The sequence below is a fragment of the Pseudomonas sp. 2(2015) genome, from assembly GCF_000955865.1.
Taxonomy (GTDB): Bacteria; Pseudomonadota; Gammaproteobacteria; order Pseudomonadales; family Pseudomonadaceae; genus Aquipseudomonas.
In genome coordinates this window covers 23890-43121 of the sequence record NZ_JYOF01000003.1, presented here as the reverse complement: position 1 = coordinate 43121, position 19232 = coordinate 23890, and the positions used below count along the sequence as shown (strand labels likewise).

The following is a 19232-nucleotide window of genomic DNA, read 5'->3' as shown; positions in this document are numbered from 1 at the left end:
ATGCCCGCTCACTTTGCAGCCAGTTGTGCCGATGAATATTCCAAATCTGCTTACCGTTCTTCGTGTCCTGCTCATTCCGATCTTCATTTTGCTGTTCTATGTTCCGTATCACTGGAGCTATATCGCAGCGAGCAGTGTCTTCGCCATCGCCGCGGCCACTGACTGGCTGGACGGTTACCTGGCCCGTCGCCTGCAGCAGAGCACGCCGTTCGGTGCCTTCCTGGACCCGGTGGCCGACAAGCTGATGGTGGCGGTGGCCCTGGTATTGCTGGTGCAAGTGCACGCCAACTTCTGGCTGACCCTGCCGGCGGCGGTGATCATCGGCCGCGAGATCGTGGTCTCGGCGCTGCGCGAGTGGATGGCCGAGCTTGGGGCGAGGGCGCACGTGGCGGTGTCGAACCTGGGCAAGTGGAAGACCGCAGCGCAAATGCTCGCCCTGGTGATCCTGCTGGCCAACCCGCCGGTGCTGACCTTCTGGGTGATTCTTGGCTACGCCTTGCTGATGATTTCTGCCGGCCTGACCCTGTGGTCGATGGTGCACTACCTGCGCGCCGCCTGGCCGCACCTGCGCGAAGGCTCGGAGCAGAAATAAAGCTTTTTTGAATCAAGGGCTTGACGAGATTTATTGAATCGTTACAATAGCCCCCATCACGACGCGGGAATAGCTCAGTTGGTAGAGCACGACCTTGCCAAGGTCGGGGTCGCGAGTTCGAGTCTCGTTTCCCGCTCCAAATATGGCGCTACAGCATTCAGCAGAGTGCTGTGGTGATAGAAAAAAGGCCCTTCGGGGCCTTTTTTCGTTTCTGCTGTTCGGTGCTGGGCAGGTGTCTGGTCCAGGGCTCTGACGCATCGGTGAACCATCAGTGCCTTGAGGTGAATTCACCATCCGTGTCTACGGCAATGCGGTCCATCGTCTTCTGCGTGTCTTTGACGATTTCGCCAATTCGATGCGCTTCCTTGGCAAAGCCTTTGGCTACCAAAAGTGGCAGGCTTTCTTGCAGGGCCTTCAGGGTTTGGCGGATATCGGCAGCGGCCTTGAGGTTTCGGTGCGGGTTGTCCATTGGCTCTCCATTGACGGTCTGTGAAGTGGCAGTGCCCGCCCACGCAGGACGGGGCAGCCGCTTCAGGGTTTGCGCGAAGTCACCGCCGTCAGCGACAGCGTCACGGGACCGGTCGCTACGGCAGAGGCTACGGGGGCTGTCAGTTGCATCCCCATCGCACCTTCCTCGCGGGTGTGCATGTAGGGCGTGTGCTCCAGCTTCTCGACCTGCAATGAGGTGACACTGGCCTGATCACGGTGACCGCCAAGGACGGCGTGCTTGAGAACGTCCGTGTCGGGTGTTTGCCCACGGTCGATCACGCTCAACAATCCGCCGGGACGCAGCACTTCATCGGCCAGTTCATAGACGCTGTTCTGCACGAAAATTCGGTGCTCGAAGGCGGTTGGCATCAGGCGAGTGTCCACCGCGACGTTGTGGCCTCGGGCGTTGTGGGTGCCGAGCAGCCAGCAGGCCACTGCGTCGAATCGAGGTTGGGCCTTGAGCCACTGCTCAAGCTGCGGGTCACCCAGGGCATCGCCTTCGATCAGCAGGCAGTCGGCCTTGGGCGCATCACCCGGCGCGCAGTAGTCGAGTCGGTAGGCGTTGTCGTCCAGGCTTTGGGCAGATTCGCGTGCAATGACCGCGACCGAGTAGCCGTGTTCTGAGAGCAGGGCCTGAGTGGCTGCAATGCAGTGGGGGTTCTCTTCCACGCAGACCACGCTGTGACCATTCTTCAGCAGCGCCAGGGTGGAATGGCCGACGCCGCAACCAATCTCCAGGAGGCGCAGGTAGCCCTCAACCTGAGCGGTCATCCAGGCATAGTGTCCCTGGTTGCGGTGGCTGTTGGCATTGACCCGCCAATTGCGGGTGTACTCGCGGCGAAACTGCTCCAGCTGGTGCAGTGCGCGCGGCATATGGGTGGTCCAGGGCGGTGAGAGGCTGTCGCCTGAGTTTGGCGATTTCTTGTTGTTCACGGTAAGTCCTTTGCCTGAGTTGTTTCGACGATCTGCTATCGCCAGGCTGGATCTTCGGGCAAGGAGCGTGCACAGGGCAAGCGGCGGGATGGGGAGAAATCGCAAGTGGTCAGGGCGCGAAGCCTGCCGGTTTTGCTAAATGCTTTCAGCCAAGGCTCTGGTACGCGCCTCAACGACATTTCATACACTCGACTGACCGGTCGCCTGGACACATTGTCTTGCAAATTGGTTGAGTGGTCACCCGAGGTTGCCGCGTTCGTCGTAGACGTAGTGCTTGGCGCAATAGTCGCGCAAAAGGTTGTCGAGGATGTTCGAAGAACAGCTCGCTGGCGAGGATTTCAACTTGCTCGACCAATGTACGGGTACGTTCGTCAGTGGCGCAAAAGAACAGCACGCCGCTCCAGTGGTCATCGTCGTCCGGGTTGTGGACGTTGTGCTCGACAAGCTGATGCAGGGCTTGCTTCAGCTCGGCAATTCGGGTTCTCAGTTGGCCCATGGCCTCATCCTCCGTTGACGCTGAGGTGTGGTCGCAATCCGTGCGAACAAAGTGCTCTTTGGTTTCTGTTTATCGATGCACGCTGCCGTGAGAGGCGCTGGCAATCAGGCTGGCGCCACAGGCGGTTTTCATGCCGTCGAGAGCAACCGGGATGCCATTGACGCTGTAGGTACTGCTGCCTTCGATGATGGGGAAGATGCCTTTGCAGAGTGGGCAGGAAACTAGATTGCCTTTGCCGGCTATTGGTTTGCCGTTGAGGTTGGTGGGAGATAAGGACTCAATGACTGAGCCTCCGTGATCTGTGGAATCTCCAAGGCGAACTATCTTTCTCGTTACGCGCTGCCCAACTGAGTGTTATTGTTCGGAGGAATTGCGTCGCGCAATTAGTTTACTTATCAAATAAATGCAGGCAAATCGCTGCACTAACATGCACGACAAACGTGGGTCATGTGGTCATCTCTCGAGCAATGGAGGACAGGTTCGTCGCTACACCGTAAATTTTTCTAGCTTGGTCCTCATTGTTTAGTTCGTTAAGGTGTCTATCCCCACAAGTAATTAGGCTGGACTGCATGTCAATTAATGTATTCACAATTTTCATTGGGATGCCTCTCTTTCCTTTGTATTTGTGACAAAGCTCAATTGTGCATTGCAGTGCTTGGTCAATCCTGTCTTGGGATACACCCGCGTTGGTTCTTGCGGCTAAAGTTAAAGAAACTATGGCTTCTTCCCATTTTTCGTCTATGTCCATTGTGGTCACCTTACTAACCGTATCGCTGATGGTGGGACGTTTCCAATAATCAAAATCTCTTGAGATGCGTTTGCGTATCTCTTTGCAGTGGTTCCCTTTAGGGGGGAGCAGTTTCCGGATAAATCGATGGACTTTCCTGGTATTTTTGACAAATGTACGGGTACGTTCGTCAGTGGCGCAGAAGAACAGCACGCCGCTCCAGTGGTCATCGTCGTCCGGGTTGTGGACGTTGTGCTCGACAAGCTGATGCAGGGCTTGCTTCAGCTCGGCAATTCGGGTTTTCAGTTGGTCCATGACGCTGAGGTGTGGTCGCAATCCGTGCGAAACAAAGTGCTCTTTGGTTTCGGGTTATTGATGCACGCTGCCGTGAGAGGCGCTGGCAATCAGGCTGGCGCCACAGGCGGTTTTCATGCCGTCGAGCGCAACGGGGATGCCATTGACGCTGTAGGTGCTGCTGCCTTCTATGATGGGGAAGATGCCTTTGCAGAGCGGGCAGGAGACTAGGTTGCCTTTGCCGGCCATCGAGCGACCGCCAAGGCTGGTGTGAGGGATAGAGCTAATAACTGAACCGCCGTGGTCCGTTATATCGTCAATTCTTATTATGGATCTCATTCAGTGCTCAACAATAGAATATATACTGTTTGTAGGGCTAGGTTGGTCCGGGGCGGTACCCTAAGTTTAAGTTGTGTCGCTTTTGCTCACCTTTACGTAAGAAGCGATGCCAGTTCTTTCCGCTAGCGAGGGCGGAGTTCGTCCAGTAGTGGTTGTGAATTGTATTGCCGTTAGCGTCAATTAGATTTTTGTGTGCGAGAGTTTTGAGTAGCTTTCTTAGCTCGCGATTAATTAATGTTGCGGTTTGAGAAGAGTCAGCCCCAAAGTGCGATGCGCCAATGGCAAACTCGTCCTCTCCGCCAAATGTAGCTGTTACAAATCCAACCTTGTTCTCTCTGGTTAGGTTTTTTTGCTCAGGCCCCAGTGTATTTTCGTCTTTGTCCTTTGGGCCAACAAGGAAGGAAGTTTGATGATGTCTAGTAGGTAGCGTGGTGGTTTCGATTGGTGTGTACGGTTTGGAATAGTCATCGGATGCATATAGATTTAGCTGGGTGCTTGATGTTAATTTCGTAACTATTTCAATGAATTCATCGAGTGTCATGAATATATTTATGTCCACTTAAGGTTGTCCTTTGGTTTTGCAGGGGCATTATGGTCTGAATTGAACCTCGGTAGGTCGTTTTCAGTTGCATTTTATTTTCGAAGCTAGAATTAAGTTGTTTTACGGTGGGGTTATGGTTTGATCCTTCTAGTCGGTTTCGGCGCCGCGCTAGAATTAGGTAAGTCGATTGGGTTTTAAAGAGCATTCAGCCAGTCAGAGTGTTGCGGCGCTGGCGACTTCACATCGTTCGTCGGTAACTTCCATCGGCGTATCGAGGTGATTGCACTGGTTCCAGGCAAAGGTACTGCTGATGGAGCGATTCTCAACAGTTTGCGTTTCAACAACAAACTACCCATGATCGTAGTGTCGGGTTATTCATATTGGGAAAGTTCCCTCTTCAAGTCGTGATGTAGAGAGTGGGCAGTGATTATCATTCCTTGATCGCTAGGGGTAGGGAATATTAAGCACAAATGGGTATCACCTTCTAGTCCTGGAATCCACTTGTCTATAAAACTTTGCAGATCAATGTGTTGGGGTTCTAGGTTACTCCATTCATTGGTGGCGCAAATTTTGGCAAAGCACTCCTCGGGCCAGAGAGGAACTATAGTCGAATTCTCGGCTTGGAGGGTTGCCCATCCAGCATCGAATAGTCCCCATAGTTTCATGGAGTCAGTGACTTTTCGAAGGAAATACTCGTATCGCTCTTTCTTTGATAGAGATACGATGTTGCTGATTTTTTTGGGGTGGTGTTGCACTTAATAACCTCCTATTTTGTGTTGTGCTTTGTGCAAGTCGGCGTCCTGGAGAGCTGAGTGACGATAGCAGTGTCCTGTTTTCGCGGGAGTGTTGCGTCCATGGGCGAGCTCTCGGCCAGGAGCTCTGGAGTTCCTCGAATTCCCAGGGAGGCGAATTGATGTGCGGTTCCCTGTTTCAATGTGACGAATTTCATTGCGTATCCATCCGCGAACATGTCTGGGCTGATTAGGGTCGTTTGCAAGCTCTAGAAGCCGCTCCTGCTTATTTGATCTTCCGTGTGATCCATCACAACATATTGGGCAGTTGATCTTTGCCTTTAATCCTAATGGGTCTGTCCAATGGGTTGGATTCGGCGCATAAGCAAATACATTCAACCCACCCGCAAACCCGATCGGATCCTTCCCAACAAACCGCCCGACCCCCGGATCATAGTATCGATACCGGTTGTAATGCAGCCCTGTCTCGACATCGAAGTACTGCCCCTGAAAGCGCAACGGATTGTGGATGCCCGCGCGCTTGGCGGTGTCGCTGCGCTTCTCCTGTGTCGCGCCCCAGGCCTTGTAGGTGCCGCTCCAGGCCACTTCGCCCTGTTCGTCGGTCAGCTCCATGGGCGTGCCCAGGTGGTCGCACTGGTACCAGGCAAACGCATCGAAGGGCGCTGGCGCGGGCTTGTGCTGCCAGACGGGGTCACGCTCGATGTCGTAGGGAAAGTCGTAGACGGGCTCGAGCAGCAACTTGATGGAGCGGTGCTCCACCGCTTGAGCAACGGGCACGAAGGTGCCGGGCTCGTACACGTAGTGGGTCAGGCGGGCGCCAAGGTCATGGGTGCGGTTTTCGAAGGCCAGGGTGTCGCCATCCCAGCCGTAGAGGGTGTTGCCACAACCGTACTGTTGATCGAGTTTGCGCTGTTCGTTCTGGTTCCATGCGGGACCGGCCTCGCGGCGGTGTTGGTACTTGGCGCGGGAGCGCTTGCACAGGCGCCGGCCGAGGGCGTCATAGGCATAGTAGACAGTCAGCCGATCATCCTCGTAGTGCGTCAAGCGGTCGTAGAGGTCCCAGCTGAAGCTGGCTTTCTTGCCGTTCTCGATGCGCTCCTTGAGGTTGCCGCGTTCGTCGTAGAGGTAGTGCTTGCCACAGTAGTCGCGCAGCAGGTTGTCGAGCAGTTTGCTGCGCGGGTAGCCGTTGCGCTCCTGGGGTGCCTGCGGGTCGAGGAGGTTGCTGGCCGGGTCGAAGGCGAAATGTTCGCTATTTGCCAAACTGCCTGCTTCGAGCAGGCGGCCAACAGGATCGTAGCGGTAGTTGATGGCGCCACGGCGCAGGTCCTGGATGTTGGTGAGCTGACCGGCAACGTCGTAACGGTAGTTGCGCACTGACAAGCGGCTTGACTCACCGCGTCGAGCGACGGTCTGTTCCTGCAAGTGACCGTTCGGTGTCCAGCTCTGGCGTTGTTGCAGGCCGTTGCCTTGCTCGCGGCCAATTTCTCGGTGCAGGTCGTCACGCTGATAATTCAGCAGTTCCCGATCGTCCAGCTTCAGCGCCAGCAGGTGGCCGCTGCCATAGGTCAACCAACTGACCCGATGGCCATCAGGGCGGACCGTGGCAACCCGCTGGTTCAGCGCGTCATACTCGTGCCGCCAGATGGCAACATGGGGCTTTTTCAGGTAACGCAGGTACTGGTGTTCGCGCGTGTTGTTGCCAGCGCTATCGTAGAACCATTGCAGCTTGCAGGCGTCGTTCTCGGCGAGTAGCAGATTGCCGTTACCGTCGTAGGCGAACGTTTCGGTTTGCCATTGCTGCGCCGTCCTCTGGCCTGCCTGGCGCATTAGCAGTCGGCCCAGGGGGTCGTATTCGAAACAGGTGACGCGATCGCCATCAAGGCGGCGGGTAGGCTGGTTGCTGCCGTTGTCGTAGAGGTAGTGGGTGGTTTGCTGGTCGAAACCGGTTTCCTTCAGCAGGCGGCCAACCGGGTCGTACTTGAAGGTAGCCGTGCTGTTGTTCTCGTTGCGCAGCTCGACAAGCTGGCCAAGCCGGTCCCAGCGGTAGTTGAGGATGCTGCCATCGGCGTTCCGGCGTTGCTGGATCAGCCCCGCTTCGTTGTATTGCCAGACGGTGCGGCGCTGCAGGGCGTCGATGTGGTCGAGAAGACGGCCTTCGGCATCGCGCTCGAAACGCTCCTCGGTCTTGTCCGGGTGAACAATACGGCTGAGCTGACCTGCCTGGTAATGGTAGCTGGTGACCATGCCCGCGGCGTCGGTGACTTGGGACAGTTGCCCCAGCGCGTTGTATCGCCATTGGCTGGTTTTGCCGGAACAGTCGGTGTAGCGGATCAGCTGGCCGTCGGCGTTGTAGGCGAGTTTTTTCTCTGCGCCGTTGGCGTCGATGATGGCAACGGGCAGGTTGTCGCTGTTGTATCTGTACTGGGTCTTGTGCTCCAGCGGATCGAGGGTTTCGATGATGTTGCCACGCGGGTCGTAGTCGTACTTCCACAGCCCGCCCTCGGCATCGCGGGTCTTGAAGCGCAGGTCCTGGTCGTCGTAGGCATGGTGGACGCTGGTGCCGTCGGGGCGGGTGTGCTGGACCAGGTTGCCGCGGTCATCGTAGGCGTAGCTGTCGACACTGCCGTCGGTGTGGATGTGCTGGGTGAGGTTCTTGGCGTCGTCGCGATAGAACCACTCCTCGTTGCTATCGGGATGGATGATGCGGTAGGTGTAGCCGAGGACATCGTAGTAATACAGCGTCTCTTGACCGTTGGCGTCGAGCAGGCGTGTCAGGCGGATGTTCGGGTCCCAGCTCAGGCGGGTGTCCTGGCTGCCATCGTCGGCCCATTCTCGAACCGCTTTGGCATCCGGCCCGTTGCCTTGCCATTGCAGGTTCATGCCGCGACCGGTGCGGTCGGTGTAGCGGGTTAGCAGATGGTGCTGGTAGTCATAGTTCCATTGAGCATCGTGCTCGTCGCGGGCGGCGCGCAGGTCACCCTGGTGGTCGAACTCATAACGTGCCAACTGTCGAAGCGCTTGGCCGTCATGCATGAGCCAAAGTGCCTTGATTCGGCCCTGGTCGTCGATCTGGGTATGGATGTGTTGGTGCGGGGTGTCGTTCTGGTAGGTGAGCAAATCCGAGAGCACGCTGTGTTCAGCGTGTTGGTGCTCGTAGTGCAAGGCAATGCGGGCACCGCCGCGCAGGCTGATGGCTGTCAGGCGGAACTGATTGCTTACCCGTTCGTAGTGCTCCTGGCTGTCATGCCCCCGAAGCAGTACCAATTTGTTTTTGCTGGTGCGCGCAATGACCAGGTTTTCAATCGGGTCGAGATGGTGATGGTGAACGTCGGGAAGCGGGTAGTGGTGGCTACGCCCATCGGTCGCATGGTAGGTGAGTTGATCTTCGCTCAGATCCAAGCGGCTGGAGAACGGCGTGATCCAGCGGGCACCGAACGGGTTGTTGTCGAAGGCTGAGAGTGAGGAGCGGTAGGTCCTGTTCCACACCAGGGGGAAGGTGCCGGGAAGCTCGAAGTCGGTATGGACAATAGTTTCGCTGCCCATGGCGAAGCTGATGCTGCACTGGGTGCCAGCTTTGCTTCCCTGCTTTTGGCAGTTACCGTCAGCACGGGCAGAGCGCTGGGCCGGACTGGCTTGAGTGCCATTTTGCGGCTGTGGCCTTCTGGCTTCGTTGGTTCTGCCAGGCGCCATATTGGCCTGGCGTGGGGCATTCTTGCGTCGCTGCAAGGCACTGGAAAGCGCCCTGATGATGCTAAGAAGGCTGTCCGGATTGGTTTCACTGCCTGTCTGGATGATCTTGTCGCTGGCGATATTGCCAATCTGCTCGATGCTCGCCGCAACGGGCTCAAGGGTTTTCTGCAACTGTTGCTTTTGTCTGTCGCCTAAGCCGATATCGTCTTTTCCAAAGCCGAAGCCGGTGCGTCTCTTGAAGGCATCGGCCGCTTCAACTACCAGGCTGATTCCGGGAAAGAGCACGGTCAGTGCCACGTCCTGTACAGCGCCGCTTGCCACCGAGCGGATGAGGTCAGCAAGGAATTTACAAACCTCGATGACCTTTTGTGCAAAGGCCTTGAGGATGCTGTGCAGGGTGGCTTCAACCTCCTTGATGAACGCCTCGAGATCGCCGGGGCAGACATCGGCCAGCGCGCTTTCTATGGTGGTCAGCAGCGCCTGGCTGATGTCGCCTTTGGTGGTTCTGAGGGTCTTCAGTGAAGGGCGCATGACCGCTCGGGCTGCTCCGACTCCAGGGAGCGGAACCAGGCCGAACAGGTTGATCCCCAGGCCGACCCAATTGTAGAGATCGGCCCTGTAGGTGGCGTCGCCCTGGGCCAGCTCAATGATGTCGCCGATCGCATCGGCCGCAGCGAAGATCGAGCCCGCGACGGGTAGCAGTTCACCGACAGTAATAACAGTGCGCCAGTTGACGGCATCACCGGTGAGCCCGGTCAGCCACTGCGCCAGTTTGTCGGTGCCAGCCCTTACATCCTCTTCGGTAAAAGTATTCTTGGGCGCGACCGCACCTTCACATCGAGCCATTCGGGCCGCCTCCGTTACTGGTTCGATTTGCGGGAATAGCGGGAAGGGAGAGGGGCAGTCCTTTATCTGCGGACTCCATTGCGAAGAGGCGGTCCAGCGTCTGCTGGATGACCTGCGACGGCCGCAAGGTAGTCATGGCGCCTGGCGTCGCGGCTGATCGTGCTGCTTGCTCTGCAAATGGCGCTGCCGAGGCGGCGCGAGTCTGGTCTGTGCCGAACAGCACCTTGACCGGTCCTGGCGCCAGGCCTGCCACCGCCGCAAACCCGTTGTCATCCAGCGTGCCCTTGAAAACCTGCCCGAGTGCATCCTCGACCTGATACTCCGAGCCCTTGAACGCAAAACCATTGGCGTAGTGCTGGAACAGCTCAAGATTGCCTTTGCCGGCTTTTGGCCCTTCAGGAAAGGCCGCCGCCTGGCTCTTTGCGCCTTTGTAGACAAAGTCTGTGGCGTGGGTTGTGTACACGCCGCTGGTGGCGTGGCTGATGCCGCCGGCGTTGTAGGTGGTGCTGCTGCCCGCCGCCTGGATCACCAGTTCCTCCTTGGCGCTGAGGATGATGCGTTCGGCGCTGACGGTGACCTTGAGTTTGGCCAGCAAGTTGATGCTGTCTTTCAAGGCGCGGATGTCGATATCGCCGGAGGCTGCGACCAGGCGCCAGCCGAGGCTTTGCACGAAGGTGCGCAGGCCTCGGCTGACACTGATCAGCAGGCGCTTGCCGACGGCCAGGCTGGTATGCCCGCCACTGCTCAGGCCCAGGTGTTCGCCGCTGGCCAGGTGGGTGGATTGCGGCGTGCTGCTGGCGATCCCGGCCGGGCTGTCGAGGACCAGGAAGGGTTCACTGAACTCGGGGTATTGATTGGCATTGGGGTTGCCGGTACCGCGGCCGCGTATGCCGTCGTGCTGGGCCTGCAGCGCATCGGCGACTTCGTCCTGGTCGCCGCTTTCCTGGGCCAGGTGGTCGCGGGCTTCGCTGGCGAAAGTGGCGTGGTATTGCTGGGCGGTCTTCAGGCGTTCGGCGGTTTGCGGCAGGTCGGTGTGGTGGGAGGCGGCGCGGGCGCGCAGTTCGCTGGTCAGCAGCAGGCCGCCGCCGGCACGCACCACGCCGTGGGCGTCGGTGCGCAGTTCGAAGCCTTCACCCCGGGGCTGCCCGCCACCGGGCCGGGGGTGGGTCAGGTAGCCCAGGTTCAAGGCACTGGCGGCGTGATCGCTCATCAAGGTGGCGCTGATCTGCCCGCTGGTGTCGTCCAGGCGCAGTTCGTTGTGGCGCTGGCCGTGGTGCTCTTTGCTGCGCAGCGGGCTCAGTGCCTTGAACTCGGGCAAGCGGTACGGTGTGCGGTTGATCGCGTGATAGCTGCGGCCCATGATCATTGGCTGGTCCGGATCGCCGTGGAGAAAGCCCACCACCACTTCCTGGCCGATCCGCGGCAGGGCCACATGCCCCCAGCCCGCCCCGGCCCAGGTCTGGGCGACGCGCACCCAGCACGAGCTGCGATCGTCTTCGCAGCCTTCGCGGTCCCAGGGAAACTGCACGCGCACGCGGCCATGCTCGTCGCAGTAGATTTCCTCTTTGGCCGGGCCGACCACCATGGCGATCTGTGGCCCTTCGATGCATGGCTTGGGGCGCGCCGGGGCATGCCATTCAACGGTATCGGGGATCAAGGTGGCGGTCAGGCTGTACCAGGTGCCGTGTTCGCTTTCGGCAGACTCTTCTTCCAGGGCGGTGTGCTGGCGGCCCTGGTGCTTGATCTGGATTGGCCGCCAGCCGCTGTTGAGGTCTTCGCGCGGATGGCCACTGAGGGTGAAGGCCTTGCCCGGCAGCAGACGCGCATCGTCGCCTTCGACCTCGGCGGTGCGCGCATCACCGCGCAGGGCCTTGAGGCGGGTCTGGGTGAAGGGTTTGCCGGCGTCGTCGTGCTTGTAGCGACCGGGGTAGTCGTAGCGCTCGTAGTCGACGGTCTGGCTGCCCATCTCGGCGGCCAGCACGTTTTGCTCCAGGTTGTAGCGCGGATGGCTGAAGGTGTAGTCACGCTGGGTCTGGCAGCTGGTCCGTACCTGTTCGCGGTAGGTGAACTGGCGCAGGGACGGTTGCCAGGCTTCGCCGCCCGGATTGGCCTCATACAGCACCGGCCCGCCCTCGATGGCGCCGAAGGTCGCGATATGGTCGGCCTGGATCAGCCGATGGCCGGCTTCGCTGTGCTCGAAGCTCGACAGCAAGCCTTCTTCTGCCGCCAGGCGCAGGTAGAAGTCCAGGTCCAGTTCGCCCGCCTGCACGCAGTACTCGCGGGGCAGGTGGGTTTCGCTCAGGTGCTGGCGGGCCTGGCCCCATTGACGCTCCTTGCACAGTTGCTCAAGGATCTGCGGCACGCTGCGTTTCTGGAAGATTCGCCAGTCGGAGCGCAGTTGCGCGCGGGCCAACTGCGGTTCGATCTCGGCGCGGTAGCGGGTGCGGCGAAAGCCGGTCTGGCCCTGTTCGAAACGACTGATCAGGCCATGCACATGGCGAACGGCCTGGTTGCCCTGCCAGAGGGTCAGAGCCGCAGGCTGGTCGAGCAGGGTGGCAAAGTCGGCGTCGGCGGTTGCACTGACCAGCTCGATGGTCAAACGATAGAGTTGGGAAATACCCTCGTTCAGTTCAAAAGACACCACATCAAAGTCAATGTCAGCCGTCGAGCTGAAGGTAAAACGCACATCGCGCTGGCCGGGCATGGCAACTCCTGCTGTTCATTGCGTCGGGCAGGTCGAATGGACGTGGATGGAACGTCCAACAAGATTTGTTCTTACAGAGGGGGGAGACAGTAAGAGGTAACTTACTGCCTTGTCTTTGTTGGGCTTCCTAAATGCTTGTGGGAAAAGTCACTTGTTGTTTTTGGGGTGTTTTTTGCAGGCGTAGTCGTTTGCTCTGCTGATTACAGAGCGGTTTAAGTGCACGTTATTGAACGCAACTAAGCGCATCGCACGCGTAGTTTTTCCCGGCTCATACTCAGGTAGTGGCGGCCTGCCGGGTTCACATCACCGGCTGCTGGCCGGTGCGTGCGGGCCAGACGAAGCTGGTGTTACGCACGCTGTTGATGATTTCCAGCTGGTGAAAGGAGTTGCTGCTGGCATACAGCGCCATGAAGTGCGAGAGCACGCTGCCAAACAGCTGCAGGTCGCCCTCATTGTCGAAGGCGTTGGGGTTGACCCTGAGCGTGGTGAGCATGCCGCGCACGGGCAGGCCCTTGATCAACCAGTCAGTCGGCGCCGTGCTGGCGTGTTCGATAGCGTTAAGGCGGCGCTGGGTTGCGCGCTTGTGCTGCAGGTCATAGGGCGCCACGAAGTCATAGACTTGCAGCACCGCCTTGAGCGCGTCGGCGCAGGACAGCGACAGGTCATTCAGGGCCAGGTTGGAAAGCAGTACCCACTGCACATCCCCGTGCAGGTCGTCATCCAGCGCCGGTGGGTAACAGCGGGTCGGGCGGGTCAGGTTGCGGTAGGTGGCAAACGAGGGCGTGGCCTGGGTGGTGAGGTTGATATCGCCGATGTCCAGTTGCAGGGGCAGGTTGCCATTGCAGCAGGTGAGGTCGATGTTCAGGGTCTGCTGCTGGCCCCGGTAGGGGCGTTGATCACCGTGCAGCAGGCGGATGACATGGCGCGCCCGCTCTTTGATCAGGTCTTGTTCGAGCGTCACGCTGTAATAGTGTGCGCTACGCTCTTCGGCGCGTTCGACACGCCGGGGCAGTGCTTCGTAGGGCGCGAACTCCAGGCTTTGTTGATCCTGCGAGGTCTGCGTGTCCCGGCGTCGGGTAGCGACCTTGTCAACGCTGAAAATCTCATAGGCCTGCGCTTGCCGCCCGCTGGGTTGCACGGCTTCGCAGACGGCCTGCCCGTCAAGCGGGATGGGCCTGGCCGGGTGGTCGAAGAGGTTGATGGCCGGTGTGCAGTACAGTGAAAGGCTGTCGCGGTCGAGCTGGAAACCGTTGGGGAAGGGCGCGTCAAAACGCAGTTCCAGGCGGATATGCTCGGCTGCGGCGTCCGGCCAGTAGCGGCGCAGTTCGGTCAGGTTGAAGCCGTGAAAGCGCTGCGGGAAGTAAAAGTACTCCTGTATCAGGCGGTAGCCATCCAGGTGCTCGCCCGGGCTTGGCAGGAGTGCCTCGCCGGGTTCGAAACCGGCAAAGGTCAAGGTCGCGGGCGGGAGGGAATAGCGATGGTCGTTGATGTGCAAAACCACCTTGTGCAGGTGCTGTGACAGCCATTGGTAGAGCGTCAGGGCGTTGCTTGCAGCGCCTCCCAGATGAAAGCTCAACCGGTCGCAGTCGAGCTGGCGCAGCGGTTGCTCGGTCAGCGCGCCAAGGTCGATGTGGACGATGGATTTGTCGGCACTGTCGATGTGGCAGATCTCATCGATGACCAAGGGGTAGAGGGTCACGTCGGTACAGGTGCGAAAGGTACAGTTCACGCCGTCGACCGGCCTGGAGAACAGCGTGGTACCCTTGGGGATCAGCTGGCTTTCGCTCAGCGCATGGTCGATCGGGTCGAAGCGCACCAGGGTGACGCTGGGCAAGGGCCGAAGGAAATTGGGGTAGACCAGTTGCAGCAGCGGCTGAGTGATTTCCGGCAGGTGGTCGTCGATCTTCATCGCAAGCTTTGCAGTCAGGAATGCAAAGCCGTCCATCAATCGCTCGACGTCGGGGTCAGAGGCTTCGCTGCCGAGAAAGTGCGCCAGGCGCGGATCGTCTTCGGCAAATTCGTCGGCCAGTTCGCGCAGGCGCCGGCGTTCTTCCATATAGCGACTTTTTAATGGCATGTGCGGCCCTGCGTGAACGTTTACATTCAACGTATTGGGGGAAGTTGTTTAATGTTTTTTATTGTTTGTAGGAAGCATCTTTAATGTTTGCTTTTCAAACTTCTGTGTATCGCTCGGTCTGGGTTTATTGTTTTCGCCAGAGGGGCTGAAGCGTCAATGCAAATGTTTTGACAAGATGTAAGTTCGTATTTTATGGAGTATGTATTCAGACGTGTTTGAGCGTGCTGCTGGTAGAGAACCGTGCGCAAAAGCAGCATCGTTCTCATCGCTGACGAAGGCCAGCTCGCCGGGCCAAAAAAATATAGTGTTTACCCCCTCGCACCCGCTACCGCGCCTCGAAAAACACTGATAGCATCCTGCCACTTACCTTGATTGCAGTTCGCGCATTTCATCGCGCATGTTCCCCGCTACTACACTCGCCATGCCACCTGTGCCTGGCACGTAGGGCGGTGCCTGGGTTGCCAGCCAGCGGCTGCTGACCAACGGTAATCAGGTTCGCGCCGCTGCAACCGATACACAACGCATACAACCAATAATGAAAGGATGCAGCGAGATGAAGCACGGAGCCTGGTGCCTGGCGTTGGTGATGGTCGCAAGCCTGGCGCAGGCGGCTGCCGACAGCGATCCGCTGCTCGAGGGCGCGACCTCGAGCGTCAGCGAAGTGCGCGGCGTGCTGCGCGCGCGCTCGCAGGCGGTGCTGGCCAGCGAGCTGGCCGGGCGGGTGGTGGACATGCCGTTCGCCGAAGGCCAGTCGTTCAGCAAGGGCGATGTGCTGGTGCGTTTTGATTGCAGCGCTTACCAGGCCCAGCAGAATGCCGCCGGCGCTGCCGTGCGTGCGGCCCGTGAAGAGCTGCGCAACAAGCAGCAACTGGCGGCGCTCAATTCGGTCGGGCGCTTCGAAGTGACCCTGGCCGAAGCGCGCCAGGCTCAGGCCCAGGCCGAGGCGCAGGTTTATCAGGTGCAGGTGCAGCGCTGCCAGGTCAAGGCCCCGTTCGACGGCCAGGTGGTTGCCCGTAAGGTCCAGGCCCACGAAAGCGTGGCCAGCGGCGCGCCGTTGCTGGAAATCGTCGACAACCGTTCGCTGGAGGTGCACCTGCTGGTGCCTTCGCGCTGGCTGGGCAAGCTCAAGCCGGAACAGACCTTCAGCTTCGTCCCCGATGAAACCGGCGCGCCGCTGCAGGCGGTGGTCAAGCGCCTGGGCGCGCGCATCGATGAAGGCAGCCAGACCCTGCTGCTGATCGGCACGCTGCCGGCCGACAGCCGCGGCCTGCTGGCCGGCATGAGCGGCACCGCGCACTTCGCCGGCCAGCCATGAACGCGCCAGTAGCCAATGGCATGGAGCAGCTGCTGGCGCATTACCTGCGCCTGGAGCACCAGGCCCGTGCTGCGGCCTCGGTCGAGGCGCTGGCCTTCAGCATGGTCAACGACCCCCAGCCACTGTTCGCCTTTCGCCACGCCGCGCTGCTGATCGCCGGCAAGGTGCGGGCGTTGACCGCGATCAGCGTGGTCGAGGCGAACGCGCCGTTCGTGGCCTTCATCGAACATGCCGCCGCGCAACTGGGCAACAGTGCCCGCCTGGACACCAGCGGCCCGCTGAACCCGGACAGTTTCGATCAGGCCAGCCGCGATGACTGGCAGTCGTTGTCAGCTGCCCACGCCTTTTGGCTGCCGCTCAAGGACCGCCAGGGTGTGGTTTTTGGCGGTTTGTGGCTGGCCCGCGACAACCCTTGGGTCGAGGCCGAGCACAGCTTGCTCAACCACCTGGGCGAGTGTTACAGCCATGCCTGGCTGGCCTTGCAGCCGGGCAAACCATGGCGCCTGCGCTGGCCGGCACGCAGCCGCTGGGCGATCGGCGCCGCAGCCCTGCTGGTGCTGTTGGTGCCGGTGCGCCAGTCGGTATTGGCGCCGGCCGAAGTGGTGCCACGCAACGGCCAGGTGGTGGCCGCACCGCTGGATGGGGTGATCGCCGAGTTCCTGATCAAGCCCAACCAGGCGGTGCAGGCCGGGCAGGTGCTGGTGCGCTTCGACGCCACCAGCCTCAAGGCCCAGGCCGATGTTGCCGAGCGTACCCTCGGAGTCGCCGAGGCCGAGCTCAAGGCCAACACCCAGCGAGCCTTTTCCGATGCTGAATCCAGCGCCCGGCTTGACCTGCTGGCCGCCCGTGTCGAGCAAAAGCGCGCCGAGCGCGATTATGCCCGCGAGCTGCTGGCGCGCGCCGAGGTGCGTGCCGAGCGTGCCGGTATTGCCGTGTTCGCCGACGCCCAGCGCCTGACCGGTAAGCCATTGCAGACCGGCGAGCGCCTGCTGGAAATCGCCGACCCGGCCCAGGCCGAGTTGCGCATCGAGCTGCCGGTGGCCGATGCCTTGAGCCTTGAGCCCGGCGCCGAAGTGGCGCTGTTTCTTGATAGCGACCCGTTGCACCGTCATGGCGCCGAGCTCGAACGCGCCGCCTACGAAGCGCAGAACACTCCGGCCGGGCAACTGGCTTATCGCCTGGACGCACGCTTTACCGACGCGCCGCCGCGCATCGGCCTGCGTGGCACCGCCAAGCTGTTTGGCCAGCGTGCACCGCTGGCGCTGTACCTGCTGCGCCGGCCGTTGGCGGCCCTGCGCCAGACGGTGGGCCTTTGATGCTGCCGGCACTGCGCCCGGACCTGCAACTGTCGCCCGCCGCGCCAGGGCTGGACGGCGCTGCGCAATGGACCCTGGCCGACCCGCTGCGCGGGCGCTATTTCAAGCTCGGCGCGCCCGCCATGCGCCTGTTGCGGCACTGGGCGCTGGGCGATCCGGCGCGGGTGCTGGCCGCAGCCAATCGCGAACCGGGCATGCCGCTGCCGGGCACGGCCATTGAGGAGCTGTTGCGCTTTTTGCGTGGCCATGACCTGGTCACCGCCAGTGATGACGAGCAACGGGCCAGCTACGCCGACAAGGCCGCCCGCCAGCGACAGGGGCTGTGGACCCAGTTGCTGCACAAGTACCTGTTCTTTCGTATTCCATTGTGGCGCCCGGATGCCTTTCTCAACCGTACCTGGCCGTGGCTGGCGCGGTTCGGCCCGAACCTGCTGCGCTACGGCCTGCCCACGGTACTGTGCCTGGGGCTGTTTCTGGTCATGCGCGACTGGCAGCGTTTTCTCGCAACCTTTCCCCACCTGTTGAGCCTCGGCGGTGCTGCAGCCTTTGCCATCGCCCTGGGCTTTGCCAAGTTGTGCCACGAATTCGGCCACGCCTACATGGCCAAACGCGCCGGCTGCCGGGTGCCGAGTATGGGCCTGGCGTTCATGGTGCTGTTGCCGATGCTCTACACCGATGTCAGCGATGCCTGGCGCGTGCAGGACCGCCGCACCCGCCTGTTGATCGGCGCCGGCGGGGTGCTCGCCGAGTTGCTGCTGGCCTGCCTGGCCCTGCTGGCCTGGTCGCTGTTGCCGGACGGGGCAGGGCGCACGGCGGCGTTCATGCTGGCCAGCGCCACCTGGATCACCACCCTGGCGATCAACCTCAATCCGTTGATGCGCTTTGACGGCTACTTTCTGCTCAGCGACCTGTGGGCGGTCGACAACCTCCAGGGCCGGGCCTTCGCCCTGTGCCGCTGGCGCTTGCGCGAGGCGCTGTTCGGTTATGGCGAGGCGGCGCCCGAGCCGTGGTCGGCGGCCATGCGCCGGCGCTTGTTGAGCTGGGGTTACGCCGCCTGGCTGTGGCGCGCAGTGCTGTTTTTCGGCATCGCCCTGGCGGTGTATCACTTGTTTTTCAAGGCGCTGGGCATCTTTTTGATGCTGGTCGAGCTGACCTGGTTCATCGCCTTGCCGGTCTATAAGGAGGGCCAGCACTGGTGGCAGCAACGCCAGCGAGCGCAACCGCGCAAGGTGCTGGGCCTGGGCCTCGGCCTGCTGGCGGTGCTGCTGGTGCTGGTGTTGCCGTGGCGCAGCGATGTCGAGGTGCCGGCGCTGCTCGAAGCGTCGCGGGTCAGTGCCCTGCATGCACCGACCGCAGCGCGTATCCGCGAGGTGCATGTGCAGGACGGCCAGCGCGTGGCCCGCGATCAGTTGCTGGTGGTGCTGGAGTCACCGGACCTGGAATCGCGCCTGCAGATCGTGCGGCGCGAAATCCAGATCCTGCAGCTGCAATTGCGTCGCCAGGCCGGGCGCAGTGAAACCGCCGCCGACAGCGGCATCCTCGAGCAGCGCCTGGCCGAGGCGGTGGCCGAATACCGCGGCCTGGCCGCCCAGCGCGAGCGCCTGAACCTGCGCGCGCCGCACGCCGGGGTGATACGCGACCTGGCCGTGGGCCTGGCACCGGGCCGCTGGATTGCCGCGCAGTTGCCGCTGGCTGCAGTGGTCGAGGAGGGCCTGCGCCTGCGTGGTTACCTGGCCGAAGCGGACTTGTGGCGGGTCGAGGCCGGCGCGCCCGGGCATTTTGTTGCCGATGATCCGCTGCGCGATTCGCTGCGGGTCAGCCTCAGCGATATCGACACCACCGGGGTCAGCGCCATCGATCAGGAGGCGCTGGTTTCCGAGCACCAGGGCCCCATCGCCATCCGCCGCGACGAGAACCGCCGGGCGCAGCCGCTGCAGGGGCAATACGGCGTACGCTTTGCCCTCGAAAACAGCCCGCCTGGGGGCCTGCAACGCCCGGTTCGCGGGCTGGTGGTGCTCGAAGGCAAGGGTCAATCGTTGCTGGCATCGGCATGGCGACGAATGGCTGCGCTGGGGGTAAGAGAAAGCGGATTTTGATAGTGCGATTGTCAGACAATTAGAA

Annotated in this window: 15 protein-coding genes and 1 tRNA gene; 6 read left to right on the top strand and 10 right to left on the bottom strand. The window is 60.7% G+C overall.

Annotated features, from left to right (window positions below):
- The first annotated feature begins 31 nt into the window (after positions 1 to 31).
- Together pgsA and UB48_RS03005 are read left to right on the top strand one after the other, a co-directional pair.
- Positions 32 to 592 carry a CDP-diacylglycerol--glycerol-3-phosphate 3-phosphatidyltransferase gene (pgsA, locus tag UB48_RS03010; protein WP_010221879.1) on the top strand — a complete coding sequence of 187 codons (561 nt, stop codon included), beginning with the start codon at positions 32 to 34 and terminating at the stop codon, positions 590 to 592.
- A gap of 63 nt (positions 593 to 655) precedes the next feature.
- Positions 656 to 731 (top strand) — tRNA-Gly (locus UB48_RS03005).
- A 129-nt stretch (positions 732 to 860) separates the two neighbouring features.
- Here the strand turns inward: UB48_RS03005 and UB48_RS03000 are convergent.
- Both UB48_RS03000 and UB48_RS02995 read right to left on the bottom strand, forming a co-directional pair.
- The gene (locus tag UB48_RS03000; RefSeq protein WP_045194012.1) at positions 861 to 1061 is read right to left on the bottom strand and encodes a hypothetical protein; all 201 of its coding nucleotides are present in this window, start codon (positions 1059 to 1061) and stop codon (positions 861 to 863) included.
- Between the two features lie 62 nt (positions 1062 to 1123).
- Positions 1124 to 1954, bottom strand: coding sequence for a hypothetical protein (locus UB48_RS02995; protein ID WP_045194011.1), 831 nt, complete (start codon positions 1952 to 1954; stop codon positions 1124 to 1126).
- Positions 1955 to 2321: 367 nt separating this feature from the next.
- On the opposite strand from UB48_RS02995, the gene UB48_RS02990 reads away from it, so the two are divergent.
- Positions 2322 to 2528, top strand: coding sequence for a hypothetical protein (locus UB48_RS02990; RefSeq protein ID WP_045194010.1), 207 nt, complete (start codon positions 2322 to 2324; stop codon positions 2526 to 2528).
- A gap of 51 nt (positions 2529 to 2579) precedes the next feature.
- Here the strand turns inward: UB48_RS02990 and UB48_RS27205 are convergent, their stop codons facing one another.
- From UB48_RS27205 to tssF, 8 genes are all read right to left on the bottom strand, one after another.
- Positions 2580 to 2834 (bottom strand): PAAR domain-containing protein, encoded by a 255-nt coding sequence (locus UB48_RS27205; RefSeq protein ID WP_082075409.1) that lies wholly within the window; start codon positions 2832 to 2834, stop codon positions 2580 to 2582.
- A 121-nt stretch (positions 2835 to 2955) separates the two neighbouring features.
- A complete protein-coding gene (locus UB48_RS27200; RefSeq protein ID WP_082075379.1) occupies positions 2956 to 3552 on the bottom strand; it encodes a hypothetical protein in 597 nt (198 codons plus the stop codon).
- 54 nt (positions 3553 to 3606) lie between these two features.
- On the bottom strand, positions 3607 to 3870 hold the full coding sequence (locus UB48_RS27195) for a PAAR domain-containing protein (RefSeq protein WP_082075378.1): 264 nt from the start codon (positions 3868 to 3870) through the stop codon (positions 3607 to 3609).
- Positions 3871 to 3907: 37 nt separating this feature from the next.
- Positions 3908 to 4411 (bottom strand): hypothetical protein, encoded by a 504-nt coding sequence (locus UB48_RS27665; protein ID WP_156160160.1) that lies wholly within the window; start codon positions 4409 to 4411, stop codon positions 3908 to 3910.
- Positions 4412 to 4782: 371 nt separating this feature from the next.
- Positions 4783 to 5166, bottom strand: coding sequence for a DUF2750 domain-containing protein (locus UB48_RS28440; protein WP_082075377.1), 384 nt, complete (start codon positions 5164 to 5166; stop codon positions 4783 to 4785).
- Positions 5167 to 9699, bottom strand: coding sequence for an RHS repeat-associated core domain-containing protein (locus UB48_RS02980; RefSeq protein ID WP_052676462.1), 4533 nt, complete (start codon positions 9697 to 9699; stop codon positions 5167 to 5169).
- The gene (locus UB48_RS02975) at positions 9686 to 12403 is read right to left on the bottom strand and encodes a type VI secretion system Vgr family protein (RefSeq protein WP_052676461.1); all 2718 of its coding nucleotides are present in this window, start codon (positions 12401 to 12403) and stop codon (positions 9686 to 9688) included. Before UB48_RS02975 ends, UB48_RS02980 begins: the two co-directional genes overlap by 14 nt.
- Positions 12404 to 12701: 298 nt before the next feature.
- The gene (gene tssF, locus UB48_RS02970; RefSeq protein WP_045194008.1) at positions 12702 to 14480 is read right to left on the bottom strand and encodes a type VI secretion system baseplate subunit TssF; all 1779 of its coding nucleotides are present in this window, start codon (positions 14478 to 14480) and stop codon (positions 12702 to 12704) included.
- Positions 14481 to 15066: 586 nt separating this feature from the next.
- On the opposite strand from tssF, the gene UB48_RS02965 reads away from it, so the two are divergent.
- Genes UB48_RS02965 through UB48_RS02955 form a run of 3 tightly spaced genes read left to right on the top strand, consistent with a single transcriptional unit; the run spans position 15067 to position 19207 of the window.
- Complete coding sequence (locus UB48_RS02965) at positions 15067 to 15795, top strand: efflux RND transporter periplasmic adaptor subunit (protein ID WP_045195624.1); 729 nt, start codon at positions 15067 to 15069, stop codon at positions 15793 to 15795.
- Positions 15792 to 17111, top strand: a complete 1320-nt coding sequence (locus UB48_RS02960) for an efflux RND transporter periplasmic adaptor subunit (protein ID WP_045194007.1) — start codon at positions 15792 to 15794, stop codon at positions 17109 to 17111. Before UB48_RS02965 ends, UB48_RS02960 begins: the two co-directional genes overlap by 4 nt.
- Complete coding sequence (locus UB48_RS02955; RefSeq protein ID WP_177329136.1) at positions 17108 to 19207, top strand: biotin/lipoyl-binding protein; 2100 nt, start codon at positions 17108 to 17110, stop codon at positions 19205 to 19207. The genes UB48_RS02960 and UB48_RS02955 overlap by 4 nt, the downstream gene beginning before the upstream one ends.
- Positions 19208 to 19232 lie beyond the last annotated feature (25 nt).

Excerpts from the sequence above, each read along its gene's own strand:
- UB48_RS02990 (WP_045194010.1), top strand. The coding sequence starts at position 2,322 with ATGTTCGAAGAACAGCTCGCTGGCGAGGATTTCAACTTGCTCGACCAA.
- UB48_RS27195 (WP_082075378.1), bottom strand. The coding sequence starts at position 3,870 with ATGAGATCCATAATAAGAATTGACGATATAACGGACCACGGCGGTTCA.
- UB48_RS27665 (WP_156160160.1), bottom strand. The coding sequence starts at position 4,411 with ATGACACTCGATGAATTCATTGAAATAGTTACGAAATTAACATCAAGC.
- UB48_RS02960 (WP_045194007.1), top strand. The coding sequence starts at position 15,792 with ATGAACGCGCCAGTAGCCAATGGCATGGAGCAGCTGCTGGCGCATTAC.
- UB48_RS02995 (WP_045194011.1), bottom strand. The coding sequence starts at position 1,954 with ATGCCGCGCGCACTGCACCAGCTGGAGCAGTTTCGCCGCGAGTACACC.
- pgsA (WP_010221879.1), top strand. The coding sequence starts at position 32 with ATGAATATTCCAAATCTGCTTACCGTTCTTCGTGTCCTGCTCATTCCG.
- UB48_RS02980 (WP_052676462.1), bottom strand. The coding sequence starts at position 9,699 with ATGGCTCGATGTGAAGGTGCGGTCGCGCCCAAGAATACTTTTACCGAA.
- UB48_RS27200 (WP_082075379.1), bottom strand. The coding sequence starts at position 3,552 with ATGGACCAACTGAAAACCCGAATTGCCGAGCTGAAGCAAGCCCTGCAT.
- UB48_RS02965 (WP_045195624.1), top strand. The coding sequence starts at position 15,067 with ATGGTCGCAAGCCTGGCGCAGGCGGCTGCCGACAGCGATCCGCTGCTC.
- UB48_RS02975 (WP_052676461.1), bottom strand. The coding sequence starts at position 12,403 with ATGCCCGGCCAGCGCGATGTGCGTTTTACCTTCAGCTCGACGGCTGAC.
- UB48_RS03000 (WP_045194012.1), bottom strand. The coding sequence starts at position 1,061 with ATGGACAACCCGCACCGAAACCTCAAGGCCGCTGCCGATATCCGCCAA.
- tssF (WP_045194008.1), bottom strand. The coding sequence starts at position 14,480 with ATGCCATTAAAAAGTCGCTATATGGAAGAACGCCGGCGCCTGCGCGAA.